This is a genomic window from Pseudomonas sp. NPDC089554 (genome assembly GCF_050280645.1).
Taxonomy (GTDB): domain Bacteria; phylum Pseudomonadota; class Gammaproteobacteria; order Pseudomonadales; family Pseudomonadaceae; genus Aquipseudomonas.
The window spans coordinates 1-16523 of sequence record NZ_JBNNVR010000061.1; the positions used below are offsets into that span (position 1 = coordinate 1).

At 64.0% G+C, this 16523-nt stretch carries 18 protein-coding genes; 8 read left to right on the plus strand and 10 right to left on the minus strand.

The window, feature by feature from the left end:
- The 3 genes from phoU to ACQKPE_RS17560 form a co-directional block, all read left to right on the plus strand.
- A partial coding sequence (gene phoU, locus ACQKPE_RS17550) for a phosphate signaling complex protein PhoU (RefSeq protein ID WP_427667799.1) occupies positions 1-573 on the plus strand: 573 nt, incomplete at its 5' end.
- A 164-nt stretch (positions 574-737) separates the two neighbouring features.
- A complete protein-coding gene (locus tag ACQKPE_RS17555; RefSeq protein WP_427667801.1) occupies positions 738-1646 on the plus strand; it encodes a response regulator in 909 nt (302 codons plus the stop codon).
- Between the two features lie 157 nt (positions 1647-1803).
- Positions 1804-2700 (plus strand): M23 family metallopeptidase, encoded by an 897-nt coding sequence (locus ACQKPE_RS17560; protein ID WP_427667803.1) that lies wholly within the window; start codon positions 1804-1806, stop codon positions 2698-2700.
- A 3-nt stretch (positions 2701-2703) separates the two neighbouring features.
- On the opposite strand, the gene ACQKPE_RS17565 is transcribed toward ACQKPE_RS17560, so the two are convergent.
- The 3 genes from ACQKPE_RS17565 to phoB all read right to left on the minus strand — a co-directional run bounded on the left by ACQKPE_RS17565 (position 2704) and on the right by phoB (position 6184).
- Positions 2704-4044: a hemolysin family protein gene (locus tag ACQKPE_RS17565; RefSeq protein WP_427667805.1), complete on the minus strand. Its 1341-nt coding sequence runs from the start codon at positions 4042-4044 to the stop codon at positions 2704-2706.
- 100 nt (positions 4045-4144) lie between these two features.
- On the minus strand, positions 4145-5449 hold the full coding sequence (gene phoR / locus ACQKPE_RS17570; RefSeq protein WP_427667807.1) for a phosphate regulon sensor histidine kinase PhoR: 1305 nt from the start codon (positions 5447-5449) through the stop codon (positions 4145-4147).
- 45 nt (positions 5450-5494) lie between these two features.
- Positions 5495-6184, minus strand: a complete 690-nt coding sequence (phoB, locus tag ACQKPE_RS17575; protein WP_003253341.1) for a phosphate regulon transcriptional regulator PhoB — start codon at positions 6182-6184, stop codon at positions 5495-5497.
- A 173-nt stretch (positions 6185-6357) separates the two neighbouring features.
- Between phoB and ACQKPE_RS17580 the strand changes: the two genes are divergently transcribed.
- Positions 6358-6729 (plus strand): COG4315 family predicted lipoprotein, encoded by a 372-nt coding sequence (locus tag ACQKPE_RS17580; protein WP_427667809.1) that lies wholly within the window; start codon positions 6358-6360, stop codon positions 6727-6729.
- A 36-nt stretch (positions 6730-6765) separates the two neighbouring features.
- On the opposite strand, the gene ubiA is transcribed toward ACQKPE_RS17580, so the two are convergent.
- Positions 6766-7656, minus strand: coding sequence for a 4-hydroxybenzoate octaprenyltransferase (gene ubiA / locus ACQKPE_RS17585; protein WP_427667811.1), 891 nt, complete (start codon positions 7654-7656; stop codon positions 6766-6768).
- Complete coding sequence (locus ACQKPE_RS17590; protein ID WP_427667813.1) at positions 7656-8213, minus strand: chorismate--pyruvate lyase family protein; 558 nt, start codon at positions 8211-8213, stop codon at positions 7656-7658. Before ACQKPE_RS17590 ends, ubiA begins: the two co-directional genes overlap by 1 nt.
- A gap of 177 nt (positions 8214-8390) precedes the next feature.
- On the opposite strand from ACQKPE_RS17590, the gene ACQKPE_RS17595 reads away from it, so the two are divergent.
- The 4 genes from ACQKPE_RS17595 (at position 8391) to ACQKPE_RS17610 (ending at position 10750) form a co-directional block, all read left to right on the plus strand.
- Positions 8391-8558 (plus strand): rubredoxin, encoded by a 168-nt coding sequence (locus tag ACQKPE_RS17595; RefSeq protein WP_027592137.1) that lies wholly within the window; start codon positions 8391-8393, stop codon positions 8556-8558.
- 31 nt (positions 8559-8589) lie between these two features.
- Positions 8590-9738, plus strand: coding sequence for an NAD(P)/FAD-dependent oxidoreductase (locus ACQKPE_RS17600; RefSeq protein ID WP_427667816.1), 1149 nt, complete (start codon positions 8590-8592; stop codon positions 9736-9738).
- A gap of 189 nt (positions 9739-9927) precedes the next feature.
- A complete protein-coding gene (locus ACQKPE_RS17605) occupies positions 9928-10224 on the plus strand; it encodes an HU family DNA-binding protein (protein ID WP_054884748.1) in 297 nt (98 codons plus the stop codon).
- Between the two features lie 151 nt (positions 10225-10375).
- Positions 10376-10750: a helicase gene (locus tag ACQKPE_RS17610; protein WP_427667818.1), complete on the plus strand. Its 375-nt coding sequence runs from the start codon at positions 10376-10378 to the stop codon at positions 10748-10750.
- 30 nt (positions 10751-10780) lie between these two features.
- On the opposite strand, the gene ACQKPE_RS17615 is transcribed toward ACQKPE_RS17610, so the two are convergent.
- The 5 genes from ACQKPE_RS17615 to exbD all read right to left on the minus strand — a co-directional run bounded on the left by ACQKPE_RS17615 (position 10781) and on the right by exbD (position 16522).
- Positions 10781-12184: an HDOD domain-containing protein gene (locus ACQKPE_RS17615; RefSeq protein WP_427667820.1), complete on the minus strand. Its 1404-nt coding sequence runs from the start codon at positions 12182-12184 to the stop codon at positions 10781-10783.
- A 78-nt stretch (positions 12185-12262) separates the two neighbouring features.
- On the minus strand, positions 12263-14341 hold the full coding sequence (gene recG, locus ACQKPE_RS17620; protein ID WP_427667822.1) for an ATP-dependent DNA helicase RecG: 2079 nt from the start codon (positions 14339-14341) through the stop codon (positions 12263-12265).
- 3 nt (positions 14342-14344) lie between these two features.
- A complete protein-coding gene (locus ACQKPE_RS17625) occupies positions 14345-15271 on the minus strand; it encodes a LysR substrate-binding domain-containing protein (protein ID WP_427667824.1) in 927 nt (308 codons plus the stop codon).
- 94 nt (positions 15272-15365) lie between these two features.
- On the minus strand, positions 15366-16097 hold the full coding sequence (locus tag ACQKPE_RS17630) for an energy transducer TonB (protein ID WP_427667826.1): 732 nt from the start codon (positions 16095-16097) through the stop codon (positions 15366-15368).
- A complete protein-coding gene (gene exbD / locus ACQKPE_RS17635; RefSeq protein ID WP_375098554.1) occupies positions 16094-16522 on the minus strand; it encodes a TonB system transport protein ExbD in 429 nt (142 codons plus the stop codon). The genes ACQKPE_RS17630 and exbD overlap by 4 nt, the downstream gene beginning before the upstream one ends.
- Position 16523 lies beyond the last annotated feature (1 nt).

Sequence of the window (16523 nt, forward strand, 5' to 3'; positions counted from 1 at the left end):
AACATGTCGATGAGCAACCACCATGTGAAAAGCCTGGGCCATTCACCCGACCTGGTGGGGCTGTTCTTCTCGATTCTCGATCAGTTCAGCATCTCCAAGTTGGTGATCGACCTGGAGCGCATCGGCGACGAGTCCACCAAGATCGCCCGCCGGGCCATCCAGCTGTGCGAGGAGGGCGAGTCGCCACGTGGCTACGTCGAGGTGCGCCATATCGGCGACCAGGTGCGCAACATGGTGCGCGACGCGCTGGACGCCTTCGCCCGTTTCGACGCCGAGCTGGCGCTGGCGGTGGCGCAGTACGACAAGACCATCGACCGCGAATACAAGACCGCCCTGCGCGAACTTGTGACCTACATGATGGAAGACCCGCGCTCGATCTCGCGGGTGCTGAGCGTCATCTGGGCCTTGCGTTCGCTGGAGCGTATCGGCGACCACGCGCGCAATATCGCGGAGCTGGTGATCTACCTGGTGCGCGGCACCGATGTGCGCCACATGGGCCTCAAGCGCATGAAGGCCGAGGTCGAGGGCGCAGCGGAATTCGCTAATGTTCCGGCTGAACCGGACGATAAATAATATTGCCCGCGTGCAAAAACGCCCGGCTTAGTCCGGGCGTTTTCGTGTGTCTGGGGCACATGGTAGGCACCCGCGAACGTTCTTGAGCTGTCCCGGCGTGACCCGTGGTTTGGCAAATGGCCATCAGTCGGCGGTATGCTAGTCGGGATTCAAGAGGAGTATCGATGAGTAAAGTCAATGTGCTGGTCGTGGACGATGCACCGTTCATCCGCGACCTGGTAAGGAAGTGCCTGCGTAATGCCTTCCCAGGCATGGTCATCGAGGATGCGGTCAACGGCCGCAAGGCCATGGCCATGCTGAGCAAGGAACGTTTCGACCTGGTTCTGTGCGACTGGGAAATGCCGGAGATGTCTGGCCTCGAGCTGCTCACCTGGTGCCGCCAGCAGGACGAAATGAAAGCCCTGCAATTCATCATGGTGACCAGCCGGGGTGACAAGGAGAACGTGATCCAGGCGATCCAGGCCGGGGTTTCGGACTTCGTCGGCAAGCCGTTCACCAACGAGCAATTGCTGACCAAGGTGAAGAAGTCGCTGACCAAGATCGGCAAGCTCGAAGGGCTGATGGCCGGTGCGCAGGCGCGGGTGAACTCGGCATTCGCCAACGACTCGCTCAGCGCCCTGACCGGCGGCAAGCCGGAGGCGGTCAAAGCCACGCCGACCGCTGCGCCTGCGCCCGCCGCAGCCAAGCCGCTGATCAACGCGCCGACCCCCAAAAGTGCTTCGGCTGCTGCCTCAGCTGGCCGCGGCCAAGGGCAGTTGCGCCTGGCCAGCGGTACCCAGCCTTGTGTGATCAAGGCCTTGAGCCTCAAGGAAGCGCTGCTGGTGGTGCGCCGCAGCGCGGCCCTGCCGCAGGTGCTCGAAGGCGCGGTGCTGGACCTGGAGCAGGGCGAGAACGCCGAGGTGGCGCGTCTGAATGGCTACCTGCACGCCATCGCGGCGGTGGAGCCCAAGCCTGAAAGCGACTGGTTGCAGCTGACCTTCAAGTTCGTCGACCAGGATGCGCAGAAGCTCGATTATCTTTCGCGCCTGATCGCTCGTGGCACGGCGCAGAAGCACTTCACTCCCGGCGCGTAATTCGCCAGACGACAAAACCCTGTGGGAGCGGCCTTGTATCGCGAAAGGCCGCTCCCATAAAGTCTGCGGCGTTAAATCCTCCCGACCAACTGTCATACCTCCTTCAGAATCCCGCTGCTAGGCTTCGAGACATAACAACTGTCACAAAGCCACCATCATGCCCCGGCATCTGCTGCTGTTCTGTGCCTTGCTCATGGCCTCTGCGCCGGGCATGGCCATGACCCTCTACAGCACCACCGATACCTTCGGCGTGGCGTCCTATTCCTATCAGCCCAGCCCCGGCGCCCGGGCCAAGGCCCTGCGTGACACCCCGCTGGAGCGCATCGACGACCAGGTGCGCCTGCACAGCGAGCCTTTCGCCAGCGGTGTGCGCTTCCTGGCCCGCAATGACCTGTTCGCCCCGGTGGAGGTCGAGCTGCGCCTGAGTCGCCTGGCCAATGCCCAGGGCAGCAATGCGCCGCGTATCGTGCGCCGTGTGCTGCCCCCGCGTTCCACGGTGGTGCTGAGCGTGGTGACGGCCCGGCCGGGCAGCCGCCTGGCCTATAAGACCAAGTTCCGCCACGCCATGGGCGACCCGGCGCAGCGCCCGCAGGCCTACCGCTACCCCTTCCCGTGGCGCGGCGGGCCGTTTCGCCTGACCCAGGGCGCCAACGGCAGCTACAGCCACTTCGGCCCCAAGGGCCGCTACGCCATGGACATCGCCATGCCCGAGGGCACGCCGATCATCGCCGCGCGGGGTGGGGTGGTGGTGAAGGTGGAGAACCGCCAGAGCGGGCGTGGTACCCATCCGTCGGGCAACTTCGTGCGGGTGCTACACCCCGACGGCACCATGGGCGTGTACCTGCACCTGATGCGCGGCTCGGTGGTGGTCGGCGAGGGCCAGCGGGTGGCCCAGGGCGAGCTGCTGGCCAGGTCGGGCAATACCGGCAACAGCACCGGCCCGCACCTGCATTTCGTGGTGCAGCGCAATGTGGGGCTGTCGCTGGAGTCGATTCCCTACCGCTTCGACCGGCCGCTTGGTGGCTTGCCGAACTTCACGGCAGGGAACCCCTGAGCGTCAGTCCAGCTTCAGCACCTTGGCCAGGACGATCTTCGGGCCTTTCATCTTCTTGATGATGATGCGCAGGCCTTCGACATCCAGTACTTCTTCTTCCTCGGGCACGCGCTTGAGCGACTCATACACCAGCCCCGCCAGCGTTTCCGCTTCGATGTGGTCCAGGTCGATGCCCAGCAGGCGCTCCACCTTGAACAGCGGCGTGTCGCCACGCACCAGCAGCTTGCCCGGCTGGTAGGCGAGGATGCCGCGCTCGGCCTTGCGGTGTTCGTCCTGGATATCGCCGACCAGCACTTCCAGCACGTCCTCCATGGTCAGGTAGCCGATCACTTTGCCATCGGCTTCCTCTACCAGCACGAAGTGCGCGCCGCCCTTGCGGAACTGCTCCAGCAACTGCGACAGCGGCATGTGCCGCGAAACGCGCTCCAGCGGCCGGGTCAGGTCGTCGAGGTCGAGGGCCTCGGGGTTGTGGTCCAGGTCGGCCAGCTCCAGCAGCAGGTCCTTGATGTGCAGCAGGCCCGTGAACTCCTCGCGCTCGGCGTCGTACACCGGGTAGCGGCTGAACTTGTGGCGGCGGAACAGCGCCAGGATCTCCTTGAGCGGCGCCTTGGCGTCGAGCACCACCATGTCCTCGCGGGAGTTGGCCCAGTCGACCACCTCCAGCTCGCCCATCTCCACGGCGGAGGCCAGCACGCGCATGCCTTGGTCGCTCGGGTCCTGGCCGCGGCTGGAGTGCAGGATCAGCTTGAGTTCCTCGCGGCTGTAGTGGTGCTCATGGTGTGGCCCGGGCTCGCCTTGCCCGGCAATGCGCAGGATGGTGTTGGCGCTGGCGTTGAGCAGGTAGATGGCCGGGTACATCGCCCAGTAGAACAGGTATAGCGGCACGGCAGTCCACAGCGACAGCAGCTCGGGCTTGCGAATCGCCCACGACTTGGGCGCCAGCTCGCCGACCACGATGTGCAGGTAGGAAATCACGAAGAACGCGACGAAGAACGAGATGCCCTTGACCAGCTCGGGCGTGTCCACGCCCAGGTAGGCCAGCAGCGGCTCGAGCAGGTGGGCGAACGCCGGCTCGCCGACCCAGCCCAGGCCCAGGGAGGCCAGGGTGATACCCAACTGGCAGGCCGACAAATAAGCGTCCAGCTGGTTATGCACCTTGCGCAGGATGCTGCCGCGCCAGCCATGCAGCTCGGCGATGGACTCGACCCGGGTCGAGCGCAGCTTGACCATGGCGAACTCGGCCGCAACGAAGAAGCCGTTGAGCAACACCAGGAACAGAGCGAAGAGAATCATGCCGAAATCGGCGAAAAGAGAGGTGACGCTGATACCAGGGGAAGGGTCCATGATGGGGAGTTACGGGGGCCGTCTTTGAAAATGAAGCAGCCAATGTAGCGGCTGGGGGGTTAAAAGCAAAGGGGCGGCTGCGTTGCAGCCCGGCCCTGCCTCAGGCCTTCACCGCCAATTGTGCCGGTGCAAAGTGACAGGTAAACGTGCTGCCATGCCCCGGCACGCTGCTGATCTCCAGGCGCCCGCGATGGCGCAGCAGCACATGCTTGACGATCGCCAGGCCCAGCCCGGTGCCACCGGTGTTCGAGGCGCGGCTGGAGTCGACCCGGTAGAAGCGCTCGGTCAGGCGCGGCAGGTGCTTGGCGTCGATGCCCATGCCGGAGTCCTTGACTGACAGGTGCGCGCCTTGCTCGTCGGTCCACAGGCGAATGCGAATATCGCCCTCGTCCTGGGTGTACTTCACCGCATTGAACACCAGGTTGGAAAACGCGCTGCGCAGCTCCGACTCGCTGCCCTTCAGGCGCACGCCAGGGGTGGCCTCCAGGGTGATCTTCTGGCGCCGCGGGCCAGACAGCGCCTGGGCGTCGGCCTTGATCGCCTGCAACAGGGTGTCGACCTGCACGGGCTGGTTGTCCGAGGGGTAGTCGGTGGCTTCCAGCTTGGCCAGCAGCAGCAGGTCGTTGAGCAGGGTCTGCATGCGCGAACCTTGCTGGCTCATCTGCTGCAAGGCGCGGGTCCAGCGCGGGTTCACGTCCTCGACGTTGTCCAGCAAGGTTTCCAGGTAGCCGGTGATCACCGTCAGCGGGGTTCGCAGCTCGTGGGAGACGTTGGCGACGAAGTCCTTGCGCATCTGTTCGAGCTGGTGGATGCGAGTGACATCACGCACCAGCATCAGGTGCTCGTTGTTGCCGTAGCGGGTGATGTGCAACTGGACGCGCAGGCGGTCGTTGATCGGCGAGGGGATTTCCAGCGGCTCGGCGTAGTTTTCCGCCTCGAAGTATTCCTTGAAGCGCGGGTGACGGACCAGGTTGGTCACCGGCTGGCCACCATCTTGCGGGGTCTTGAAGCCCAGCAGGGTTTCGGCGGCGCGGTTCCACCACTCCAGGTTGCCGTCGCTGTCGAGCATGATCACTGCATCGCGCAGGGCGGCCGTGGACTCCTGGACGCGGTCGATCACGGCTTGCAGCCGTCCGCGTACCCGTTGGTCGCGACGTTGCAGGTGGTAGATGCTGTCGAACACTTCGCCCCACAGGCCGTAGCCATCGGGTGGGGCTTCGTCGGGCTGGTGGTTGCGCAGCCAATCGTGCAGGCGCAGCAGCTGCTTGAGGGTCCAGCCCAGGTAGAGCGCGAGGCCGATGGCCAGGCTCCAGCCGTAGTAACCGGAAACCAGGCCGCCAATCAGGCAGGCGCTGATGAGTAGCAACAAGTGGCGAATCAGCGTCGAGTGCCAGTTCTGGTTCAATTGACAGTCCTTGTACAGCGACGTGCGGTTTGGCGTTGCGGCGTGTCAGCTCTTGGTGGAGAAACGGTAGCCGGTGCCCCGCACGGTTTGTACCAGATTTTCGTACGCCTCACCCAGTGCCTTGCGCAGGCGACGAATGTGCACGTCGACGGTGCGCTCTTCTACGTAGACGTTGCCGCCCCAGACCTGGTCGAGCAACTGGCCACGGGTGTAGGCACGCTCCTGGTGGGTCATGAAGAACTGCAACAGGCGGTATTCGGTGGGGCCCATCTCGGCGGGCTTGCCGTCGATGGTCACGCGGTGGCTGATTGGGTCGAGCAGCAGGCCGCCAACTTCGATCGGCGCTTCGCTGTCGCTCGGGCCGGTGCGGCGCAACACGGCTTTCAGGCGCGCTACCAGCTCGCGTGGCGAGAAGGGCTTGGTGATGTAGTCGTCGGCGCCCACTTCCAGGCCCTGGATCTTGTTGTCTTCCTCACCCTTGGCGGTGAGCATGATGATCGGAATGTCGCCGGTCAGCTCGTCGCGCTTCAGGCGGCGGGCCAGCTCGATGCCGGAGGTGCCGGGCAGCATCCAGTCGAGCAGGATGAGGTCTGGCTTGCGGTCGACGATGATGGCATGGGCCTGCTGCGAATTCTCCGCTTCCAGGCAGTCATAGCCGGCCATTTCCAATGCAACGGCGATCATTTCGCGGATCGGCGCTTCGTCGTCGACGATCAGAATGTTTCTGCCAACCATGCTCAAAACCTCTCCCAGGAACGGTGTCTTGGCCCGCATTAGATAACGGAATTATTGCAGCTTCGTGACAGGGTGTTGGCCTTTCTGGCGACATTTGGTGACTGGGCTAGGCTTCATGAGGCCGCTGCGGCGGCACCTGAATGCACTCCACCCCCGACACGATGGTGATTCCAATGACACGACATACGCTGAGCTGGATGGCCCTTTTCGCGGCGCTCGCGCTGCCGGGGGTGGCGTCGGCCCACCATGCCATGGAGAAAGACGGCATGTGGGTCGATCACAACGGCATGACGCTTTACACCTTCGATAAAGACGCCGGCGGCAAGTCGATGTGCAACGGCGACTGCGCCACCAACTGGCCGCCGTTGATGGTCAAGGCCGACGACGAGCCGGCCAAGGACAAGTGGACAGTGGTGATGCGCGATGATGGCAGCAAGCAGTGGGCCTATGACGGCAAGCCGCTGTACACCTTCATCAAGGACAAGAAAGCCGGGGACAAGACCGGCGATGGCGTGAAGGACGTCTGGCATATCGCCAAGCCTTGAAATTGTTGGGGGCTGCAACGCGGCCCCCAACGTCACTCAGCGCAGTGCGTAGTCCAGCACCACACCAATGAAAATCAGCAGCCCCGCCCAATGGTTGTGCAGGAACGCCTTGAAGCACGCCTCGCGGTCCAGCTTGCGCGTCGACCAGTACTCCCAGGCAAAGCACAGCGCCGCAGCGAACAGCCCCAGATGGAACCACAGGCCCAGTTCGAAGCGGTTGCCCGCCAGCATCAGGCAGCCCAGCGACAGCACCTGCAAGGTCAGGATAATCGCCCGGTCGGCCTCGCCGAACAGGATGGCAGTGGATTTCACCCCGATCTTCAGGTCGTCGTCGCGGTCGACCATCGCGTAGTAGGTGTCGAACGCCACCGTCCACAGCAGGTTGGCGATATACAGCAGCCACGCCGCTGCCGGCAGCTCACCGCCCGCAGCGGTGAAGGCCATGGGGATGCCCCAGGAATAGGCCGCGCCCAGTACCACTTGCGGGTAATAGGTGTAGCGCTTCATGAAGGGGTAGCAGAACGCCAGGGCGACACCGCCGAACGACAGCCACACCGTGCTGGCGTTGGTGCACAGCACCAGCAGGAAGCTCACGCCGGTGAGCACGGCGAACAGCATCACCGCCTCGCGCGGCGTGACTCGGCCACTGGCCAGCGGTCGGTCGGCGGTGCGCTTGACGTGGCCGTCGACCTTGCGGTCGGCGAAGTCGTTGATCGCGCAGCCTGCCGCGCGCATGAACGTCACGCCCAGGGTGAAGATCAGCACGTTGGCCAAGGTCGGCGAGCCTTCGGCGGCGATCCACACGGCGCAGAGCGTCGGCCACAACAGCAGGTAGATGCCGATCGGGCGATCCATGCGGCTGAGCTGGATGAAGTCCCAGGCTCGAGGGTGCAGGCGGTTCAGCGACTTGAGCAGTTGCAGGTACATCAGCGGGTTTCCTCCTGGGCTGCTTGCCACATCGCTGGCAGGAACACCTCGGCCACCAGCAGGTCCAGGCCGTCACGCTCGAAGCGCGAACGCCGGCCCCAGAGGCCTGCGCAGGCGACCTCCGCAGGCAGCCAGGCCTGTGGATAAGTGCACACCTCGATGGGCTGGCGAATGAACGCCTGGTCGCAGAACAGTAGCTCGCCCAGCGAACGACTGCCCAAGGTTTCAAGGTCCAGGCCGCCACGCTCCAAGGCCTTGCGGCTGGCCACGCTGCGAGCGAATACCCAAGGTTGGCCGTGGCCACGCAGGAACACCTCGCGTACCCAACCCTGTTCGCCCGAAGCCAGGCCCAGTGCCGCACACTCGTCGTCGCGCAGCGGCTGCCAGCCTTCGAACAACGGCGTGACGCAGAAATGATCGTCGGACAGGCGGGTCAGGCGGCGGGTCAGCGAGCCTTGGTCGAACAGCCAGTCGAGGGTTGGCTGGGCAATGTCGCCAGGCAGACGGGAATGCGTCAGCCACGCGGCAGCGGCTGCTTGCGGGGTTTCGTGCGGCACGTCGGTATGCTTGTTACAACCAGTGAGGCGGCGAGCTTAGCACGATTGCCCCGATTGCTTGCATACTGCTGGCAGGGCCGATACAAAGCCCCGAGGCGCCGCAACATACGGCCTGGTCCGTTGAAAACCATAACGGCGGCCCCTGTGAACCCGAGCCTGAACGAGGAAACCGACCCCATGAAAAAATGGCAATGCATTGTCTGCGGCCTGATCTACGACGAAGCCGAAGGCTGGCCGGACGACGGCATCGCCCCCGGCACCCGCTGGGAGGATGTGCCGGCAGACTGGCTGTGCCCCGACTGCGGTGTCGGCAAGAGCGACTTCGAAATGATCGCCATCGGCTGATCGCCCCCAAGCGCAATAGAGGAAGCATGGCATGACGTCCCCCGTGGTCATCATCGGTACCGGCCTTGCCGGCTACAACCTGGCCCGCGAGTTTCGCAAGCTCGACGCGCAAACGCCGCTGCTGTTGATAACGGCCGATGACGGACGCTCCTATTCCAAGCCGATGCTGTCCACCGGCTTCGCCAAACACAAGGACGCCGACGAACTGAGCATGGCCGAGCCGGGTGCGATGGCCGAGCAGCTCAACGCCGAGATTCGCACCCACACCCGTATCAGCGGCATCGACCCGGGCCACAAGCGCTTGTGGATCGGCGAAGAAGCCGTGCAATACCGCGACCTGGTGCTGGCCTGGGGCGCACAGACCGTGCAGGTGCCGGTCGAGGGCGACGCAGCCGATCGGGTGTTCCCGATCAACGACCTGGAAGACTATGCACGCTTTCGCGCTGCCGCTGACGGCAAACAGCGCGTGCTGGTACTGGGCGCTGGGCTGATCGGGTGCGAATTCGCCAATGATCTGACCTTGGGCGGCTACCAGGTCGAGGTGGTCGCGCCTTGTGAGCAGGTGATGCCGACGCTGCTGCACCCTGCCGCTGCGGGCGCGGTGCAAGCGGGCCTGGAAGGGCTCGGCGTGCGCTTTCACCTGGGGCCGGTGCTCAACCGTTTGCAACGTGCCGCCCAGGGCCTGGAGGCGCATTTGTCTGATGGCAGCGTCATCCCGTGCGACCTGGTGGTGTCGGCCATCGGCTTGCGTCCACGCACCGACCTGGCGGCGGCAGCGGGTTTGCAGGTCAACCGCGGGGTGGTGGTCGACCGCCAGTTGCGCACCTCCCACGACAATATCTTCGCCTTGGGCGATTGCGCCGAGGTGGACGGTATCAACCTGCTCTACGTCATGCCGCTGATGACCTGTGCGCGGGCCTTGGCGCAAACCCTGTCGGGCAACCCGACGACAGTGGCCTACGGACCAATGCCGGTCACGGTGAAGACGCCCGCCTGCCCACTGGTGGTGTCGCCACCGCCCATGGGGCGTGAGGGGGCTTGGCAGGTGGAGGGTGAGGGCAGCGACCTCAAGGTGCTGTGCCGCGATGCAGACGGCCAGTTGCTGGGCTATGCGCTGACCGGGGCTGCCGTAATGGAAAAGCTGGCGCTAAACAGGCAGTTGCCACCCCTTATGGCGTAAATGCCTGGCTTTCTGTCGGATTTGTCTTGTTAATGCCGCGACAATGGCCACGCAGACACTGGCGCGCCCCCGGAGGGCGTGCCATTCTCACTTCCGTCTGCCGCAGATTAGAGCCTGCGGCGCCTTGAGCGCTGCTGTTAGCAGGCAGCACGGCATAACAACAAAAAATCCCGTCAAAGAGGCTTCACTATGCGTAAACCAGAACTCGCCGCCGTCATCGCCGAAAAGGCCGACCTGACCAAAGAAAAGGCCAACCAGGTACTGAACGCGATTCTCGACAGCATCACCGGCGCCCTGGACAAGGACACGGTCACCCTGGTGGGCTTCGGCACCTTCGAGAAGCGTCATCGTGGCGCCCGCACCGGCAAGAACCCGCAAACCGGTCAACCGGTGAAGATCAAGGCCAGCAACACCGTTGCCTTCAAGCCAGGCAAGAACCTGCGCGACTCCGTCAACACGCCAGCCAAACCCGCCAAGAAGAAATGAACTGAATTTCCAGTGTCATTCGAACGGGCGCCTTGTGCGCCCGTAGTGTTTTCTATCGCCTTACACGCGTAAAACTGCTGCGAACTTGCATTGAAAGTCCAATAAAAGGATAAACTGCGCGCTTTAGTCATTTTGCAATCGAGGCGTGTTGATGAAGTTCCGCTTTCTTCTCTGGGCCATGGGGCTGTTGATGGCCAGGGCCAGCCGCAACAACCCGGCATTTCAGCAGCAACTGCGCGACAAGAACCTGGTTTTCCAGATGCAGACACTGGATGGCAAGGTGGCCCGGCATTTCACGGTCAGTGGCGAGCGCATCAGCAGCAAAGGCGGTGTGCACCCTGAGCCGGCGTTCGCCATCGCTTTCAAGGATGCAGCCTTTGGCTTCACCACCCTGCAGGCCCGTAACAAGCAGCTGGCGTTCATGCAGGGTATTCAGGACAAGAACATCCAGATCAAGGGCAACCCGGCGCTGGTGATCTGGTTCCAGGGCCTGATGAAATACCTGAAGCCGAAGAAGAAGAGCTGAAAAAAGGGGCCGCTATGCGGCCCCTTTTCATCACTGCGGGTTCTGGAACTGCGAGGCCAGCTCGCGTAGCAGCTGTTCGGCCTCCAGCACCTTGCTAACCACCTCTTCGGCCTTGTCGCGGGTAAGCCCCAGGCGTTCGAGCAACGCATCGGGGATCACTTCCTGCGGGCCCGAGCCAATGCCCCGCAGCCGCAGCAACTGGGTGGCCAGGCACACCAGGTTCGGGTAGACCGCATGTTCGCCCTGGTAGTCTGGGTCGTGCTGGAAGCGCAGCGCGGCGGAAAGCTCTTCTGGCATGTCCCACAGTTTCATCAACCAGGCACCGATTTGCTCGCGGCTGATGCCCAGCAGATGCTGCTCCACATAGCTGTGGTACAGGTGCGGGTTCACCTCCAGGTGACGGCAGATCAGCGAAAAATGCGGTGGGAAGACGTGGGCCAGCAGCAGGTAGCCGAAGTTATGGAGCAGGCCTGCCAGGTAGGTCAGGCCAGCTTCAGGACGCTCGGCACGTGGCATGGCGCGGGTCAGCCCTTCGATCACCGCGGCGGTGTAGATGGACTGCTGCCAGTAGGGCGTTGCCTGCTGCGGGTGGTCCTTGGGCAGGCTCAGGGTTTTGCCCAAGGCCAGGCCCAGGGCCAGGTTGATGACCAGGTCGAAGCCCAGCACGCGGACGATGGCGTCCTCCACCGAGCGGATCTTGCCTGGCGAGGCGTAGTAGGGCGACGCGGCCCAGCTGACGACCTGCGCGGCCAGCGCCGGGTCGGTTTCCACGACGCCGGTGATATCGTCGATGCTGGCGTTGGGGTCGACCCGCAACTTGATGATCTTCTGTGCGGTGTCGGCCAGCGGCGGGATCTCGATGGTTTCTTCCAGGCGCTTCTGGATCCGGCGGGCGGTGAACGCCTGCACGGCGTTGGAAATTTCCTGGGTATCGTCGTGGGGGCGATCCAGGTTGCGCTTGATGCTCTCGACTTCCAGGCCAAAGCTACTGGAGCTGGCCTTGTTCAGCATGCGCTTGAACGCATCGCGCTCGATTTCCAGCAGCACCCCGGCTTCGCCAGAATCGATCAGCAGTTTGTCGGCCTTGAGCAGGCTGGCTTCATATTGGCAGGGTGAGCTGGTCAGGGAGGGGATGCCGGGCAAGGTCTTGAGCGAATGCTTGTCGAGCATTTGCTTGAGACGCGCCAAGGGGACGGCCTTGAGCTTGCGACCGGTCAGTTCCTCGAGGCGATTGAGGTCCAGCAGCTGGCTCTGTGGGAACAGCACCATGAGTGCCCCGATTTCATCGTCGAGCAGGATCGCCTGAACGCGCGATGCGGCCGGCAACAGCGGGTGCTCCAGCACTTCGCGGTAGGCTACGCCGAGCTTTTCGAGCAACAGCCGGATGACCGACGGTGCGTGCGGGGTTGCAGTGTCCAGGGCCACTTCAGTCATGGTCTGTATCCAGTTCTTCTTTTAAACGCGAAGTATAACCATCCCAAGCCTTAAGCTGGACCCCTAATGGGACCAGCGTCACACTTGGCCATATTGCTGGCCGTGACGCAGCCAGCGGTCGAGCAACGGGCTGACGTGGTCCGGCCAGCGCGCCAACAGCGCCTGGGCCGCGTCGCGCACGGCGGGCAGCAGGTCGGCATCGCGCATCAGGTCGGCCACCTTGAATTGCAGCAGGCCGGTTTGGCGAGTGCCGAGCATTTCGCCGGGGCCGCGCAGTTCCAGGTCTTTTTCGGCTATCACGAAACCGTCGTTGGTTTCGCGCATGATCCCCAGGCGCTCGCGGCCAATCTGCGACAAAGGCGGATGGTAAAGCAGTACGCAGTGGCTCGCGGCGCTGCCTCGGCCAACCCGGCCGCGCAATTGGTGCAGTTGGGCAAGGCCCAGGCGCTCGGGGTTCTCGATGATCATCAGGCTGGCATTGGGTACGTCCACGCCCACCTCGATCACCGTGGTGGCTACCAGCAATTGCAGGTGGCCGGCCTTGAACTCGGCCATTACCGCAGCTTTTTCGGCAGGTTTCATGCGGCCGTGGATCAGCCCCACGCGCAGTTCACCCAGGGCGCTGCCCAGCTCCTCGAAGGTGCTTTCGGCGGCCTGGCAGGTCAGTTCCTCGGATTCCTCGATCAGGGTGCATACCCAATAGGCCTGGCGCCCTTCGGCACAGGCCGCACGCACACGCTCGACCACCTCGAAGCGCCGGCTATCGGCGACCAGCACGGTGTTCACCGGGGTTCTGCCAGGGGGGAGTTCGTCGAGGATCGAGGTGTCGAGGTCGGCGTAGGCACTCATCGCCAGGGTGCGTGGAATAGGCGTGGCGGTCATGATCAGCTGGTGCGGGCAGAGCATGCCGTCCACGCCTTTCTGGCGCAGGGCCAGGCGCTGCTGCACGCCGAAGCGGTGCTGTTCGTCGATGATCGCCAGGGCCAGGCGCTGGAACTTCACTTCTTCCTGGAACAGCGCGTGGGTGCCGACCACCATCGGTGCGCCGCTGGCAATTTGCTCCAGGGCGCTGGCGCGAGCCTTGCCCTTGAGCTTGCCAGCGAGCCAGGCGACTTCGATGCCCAGCGGCTCGAGCCAGCGCTTGAAGGTGATGTAGTGCTGTTCGGCGAGGATCTCGGTCGGCGCCATCAGCGCCACCTGGTAGCCGGCCTCCAAGGCCTGCAACGCGGCGAGGGCCGCCACCACTGTTTTGCCTGCGCCCACATCGCCTTGCACCAGGCGCATCATCGGTTCTGGCTGGCTGAGGTCGTAGGCGATTTCGTTGCCGACCCGCTGCTGGGCGCCGGTGGGCTGGAAGCCGAGGTTGGCCAGGTACTGCGCGGGCAGGCGGCTGGCCTTGGGCAGCAAGGGCGCGCGCAGCCTGCGCTGGCTTTCACGCAGGCGCTGCTGGGAGAGCTGGTGGGTGAGTAGCTCTTCGAACGCCAGGCGGTGTTGCGCCCAGTGCTGGCCTTCGGCGAGTTCGTCAAGGTCGGCATCGGGCGGTGGGTTGTGCAGGTAGCGGATGGCGTCGTCCAGCGGCGCCAGGTGGTAATCGCGGGCCAGCTCATTGGGCAGCCAGTCGGGCAGGCTGCGTGGGCCGAGCATGCCCAGGCTTTGCTGGCACAGCAGGCGCAGGCGCTGTTGGGTGAGGCCTTCGGTGGTCGGGTAGATCGGCGTGAGCGTTTGCTCGACCGGTGGTGCCGGCTCGCTGCCATTGAGCGCGCGGTATTCCGGGTGGTAGATCTCCAGCCCCGAGGCGCCGGGGCGCGCCTCGCCATAGCAGCGCAGCTGGGTGCCGCGCTTGAGGCCTTCCTTCTGGGCGTTGCTGAAGTGATAGAAGCGCAAACTCAGTACGCCGGTACCGTCACCCAGGCGTACGACCAGGCTGCGGCGCTTGCCCATGGTGACATCGGCGCCGCTGACCACACCCTCGATCACGGCGTCCTGGCCAGGGCGCAGCTGGCCGATAGGCACTACGCGGGTGCGGTCCTGGTAGCGCAATGGCAGGTGGAACAGAAGATCCTGCAGGTTCTCCAGGCCGACCTTGGCGAGCTTTTCCGCCATGGCCTCGCCCACACCCTTGAGCTCGGTGACCGGTACCCTCGACAGCTCGGTCATGGCTCAGGCCGGTTGTTCCACGGGCGCCTTGGCCACGGAGCACAGGCGAATCGAGTCGGCGAGGATCTCGATGGCTTTTGGCCGCGGGAAGCTCGCGCGCCAGGCGATGGCCACGGTGCGGAAGGGCGCTGGCGGCGTCAGCGGGCGAACCTCGATGACCCCAGGTGCGTAGTGGTGGCTGTGGACCGCCGACAGCGGCAGGATCGAAACGCCCAGGCCCGAGGCGACCATATGGCGGATGGTTTCCAGCGAGCTGGATTCCACCGTGGTGTGCTTGGCGGCTTCGCTGCCTTTGTTCAGCGTTGGGCAGGCTTCCAGCACCTGGTCGCGGAAGCAGTGGCCCTCTCCCAGCAGCAGCAGGCTCTTGTCGTTGAGCATGCCAGTGTCGATGGTCTTGCGCGCGGTCCAGGGGTGGTCGCTGGGCATCAGGGCGCAGAAAGGTTCGTCGTACAGCGGCAGGGTGAGCACGTCCGCTTCGTTGAACGGCAGCGCGATGATCACCGCATCGAGTTCACCGTTGCGCAGCTTTTCACGCAGCACATGGGTGAAGTTTTCCTCGATGTACAACGGCATCTGCGGGGCTACGCGGTGCAGTTGCGGGATCAGGTGGGGGAACAGGTAAGGGCCGACGGTATAGATGGCACCGACCTTGAGCGGCGCGGTGAGCTGGTTCTTGCCAGCCTGCGCCAGTTCACGAATGCCTTGGGCCTGTTCGAGGACCTTCTGCGCCTGGGCGACGATGCTTTCGCCGACCGGGGTCAGGCGCACGGCGCTCTTGCTGCGTTCGAAGATCAGCACGCCCAGCTCGTCCTCAAGCTTCTTCACACCGACCGACAGGGTCGGCTGGCTGACATGGCAACGCTCGGCGGCATGGCCGAAGTGCTGCTCCTGGGCGAGTGTGACGATATAACGGAGTTCTGTGAGGGTCATAACGTGCGTCCATGAAGTTGCGGGCCCAGCATAGCGGGTGCAATCGATAGACGCACGTTATCAGACTTGCCGTTTTGTGACAGAAGCAAAGTTGTCAGCGTTTATCCAGCGAGTAGACGAACGGTGCTACAACTTCGATCGTGCCATTGGTCAGCAATTCCGCCGGCGGCTTCGGCACGGTACCGGCACGGCGGATCATCTCCATCGTGGCGCGGTCCAGCGCAGCGCTGCCTGAGCCGCCAGCCAGCGCATACGAGACGACCTTGCCTTCGGCGTCGACCACGAAGCGCAGGCGGTTGATCCCTTGCAAGCCACGACGGCGAGCGTCGTCCGGGTACTTCTTGTACTTCGCCAGGTGGCGCAGCAGGTCGCTCTGCCAGCTGGGCAGGGCATTGCTGCTGGCCGCGATGCTCGGCGCCGGTGCTGCGGACTTCTCCGGCGGGCGGTTGCTTGGCGGCGTGTCGGCCACTTCTTCCTTGGACGGTGGTTCGTCCTTCGGCGGCTCTGGCTTCTTCTCAGGCTTGGGCGGCTGTGGCTTGGGCTTGGGGTTCGGCTTGGCGATGGCGATTTTCGGTTTTGGCGCCTCCACGAGCTTGGGCAGCGGCGGTTCTTCGACCGGTGCCGGCGGCGGAGGGACGACTTTGGGCGGTGGTGGCGGCGCGGGCTCAGGCACCGGTGCCAGCTCGACCATCATCGCTGCCGGGGGCAGTTCGATGGCTTGCGGCACCGACCAGTTGAGCGTCAGCAGCACGGCGACGGCATGCAATGCCAAGACGATCGCCAGGCTGCCGCTATAGCGCGCCAGGTTGGAGCGCGTCTTCGTCATTTCTTGGCTGCCGTCTCGAGACCGACCAGGCCGACCTTCAGGTAGCCTGCGGCACGCATGGTGTTCATCACTTCCATCAGGTCGCCGTAGTCAACACCCTTGTCGGCCTGGAAGAAGATGGTGGTTTCCTTGTCGCCCTTGGTCTTGGCGTCGAGCATGGCGCCAAGCTGTTCGCGCTGTGCCACCGCGTCGTCGCCGACGTAGAGCATCTTGTCGGCCTTGACGCTGACGAACACCGGCTTCTCGGGCCTCGGCGCGGGCTTGGCGCTCGAGGCCGGCAGGTCGACCTTGATGTCGACCGTGGCCAGGGGCGCGGCAACCATGAAGATGATCAGCAGTACCAGCATCACGTCGATGAACGGCGTGACGTTGATTTCGTGGTTTTCGGCGAGGTCGTCGCCACCTTCGTTGAGATGCAGGCCCATG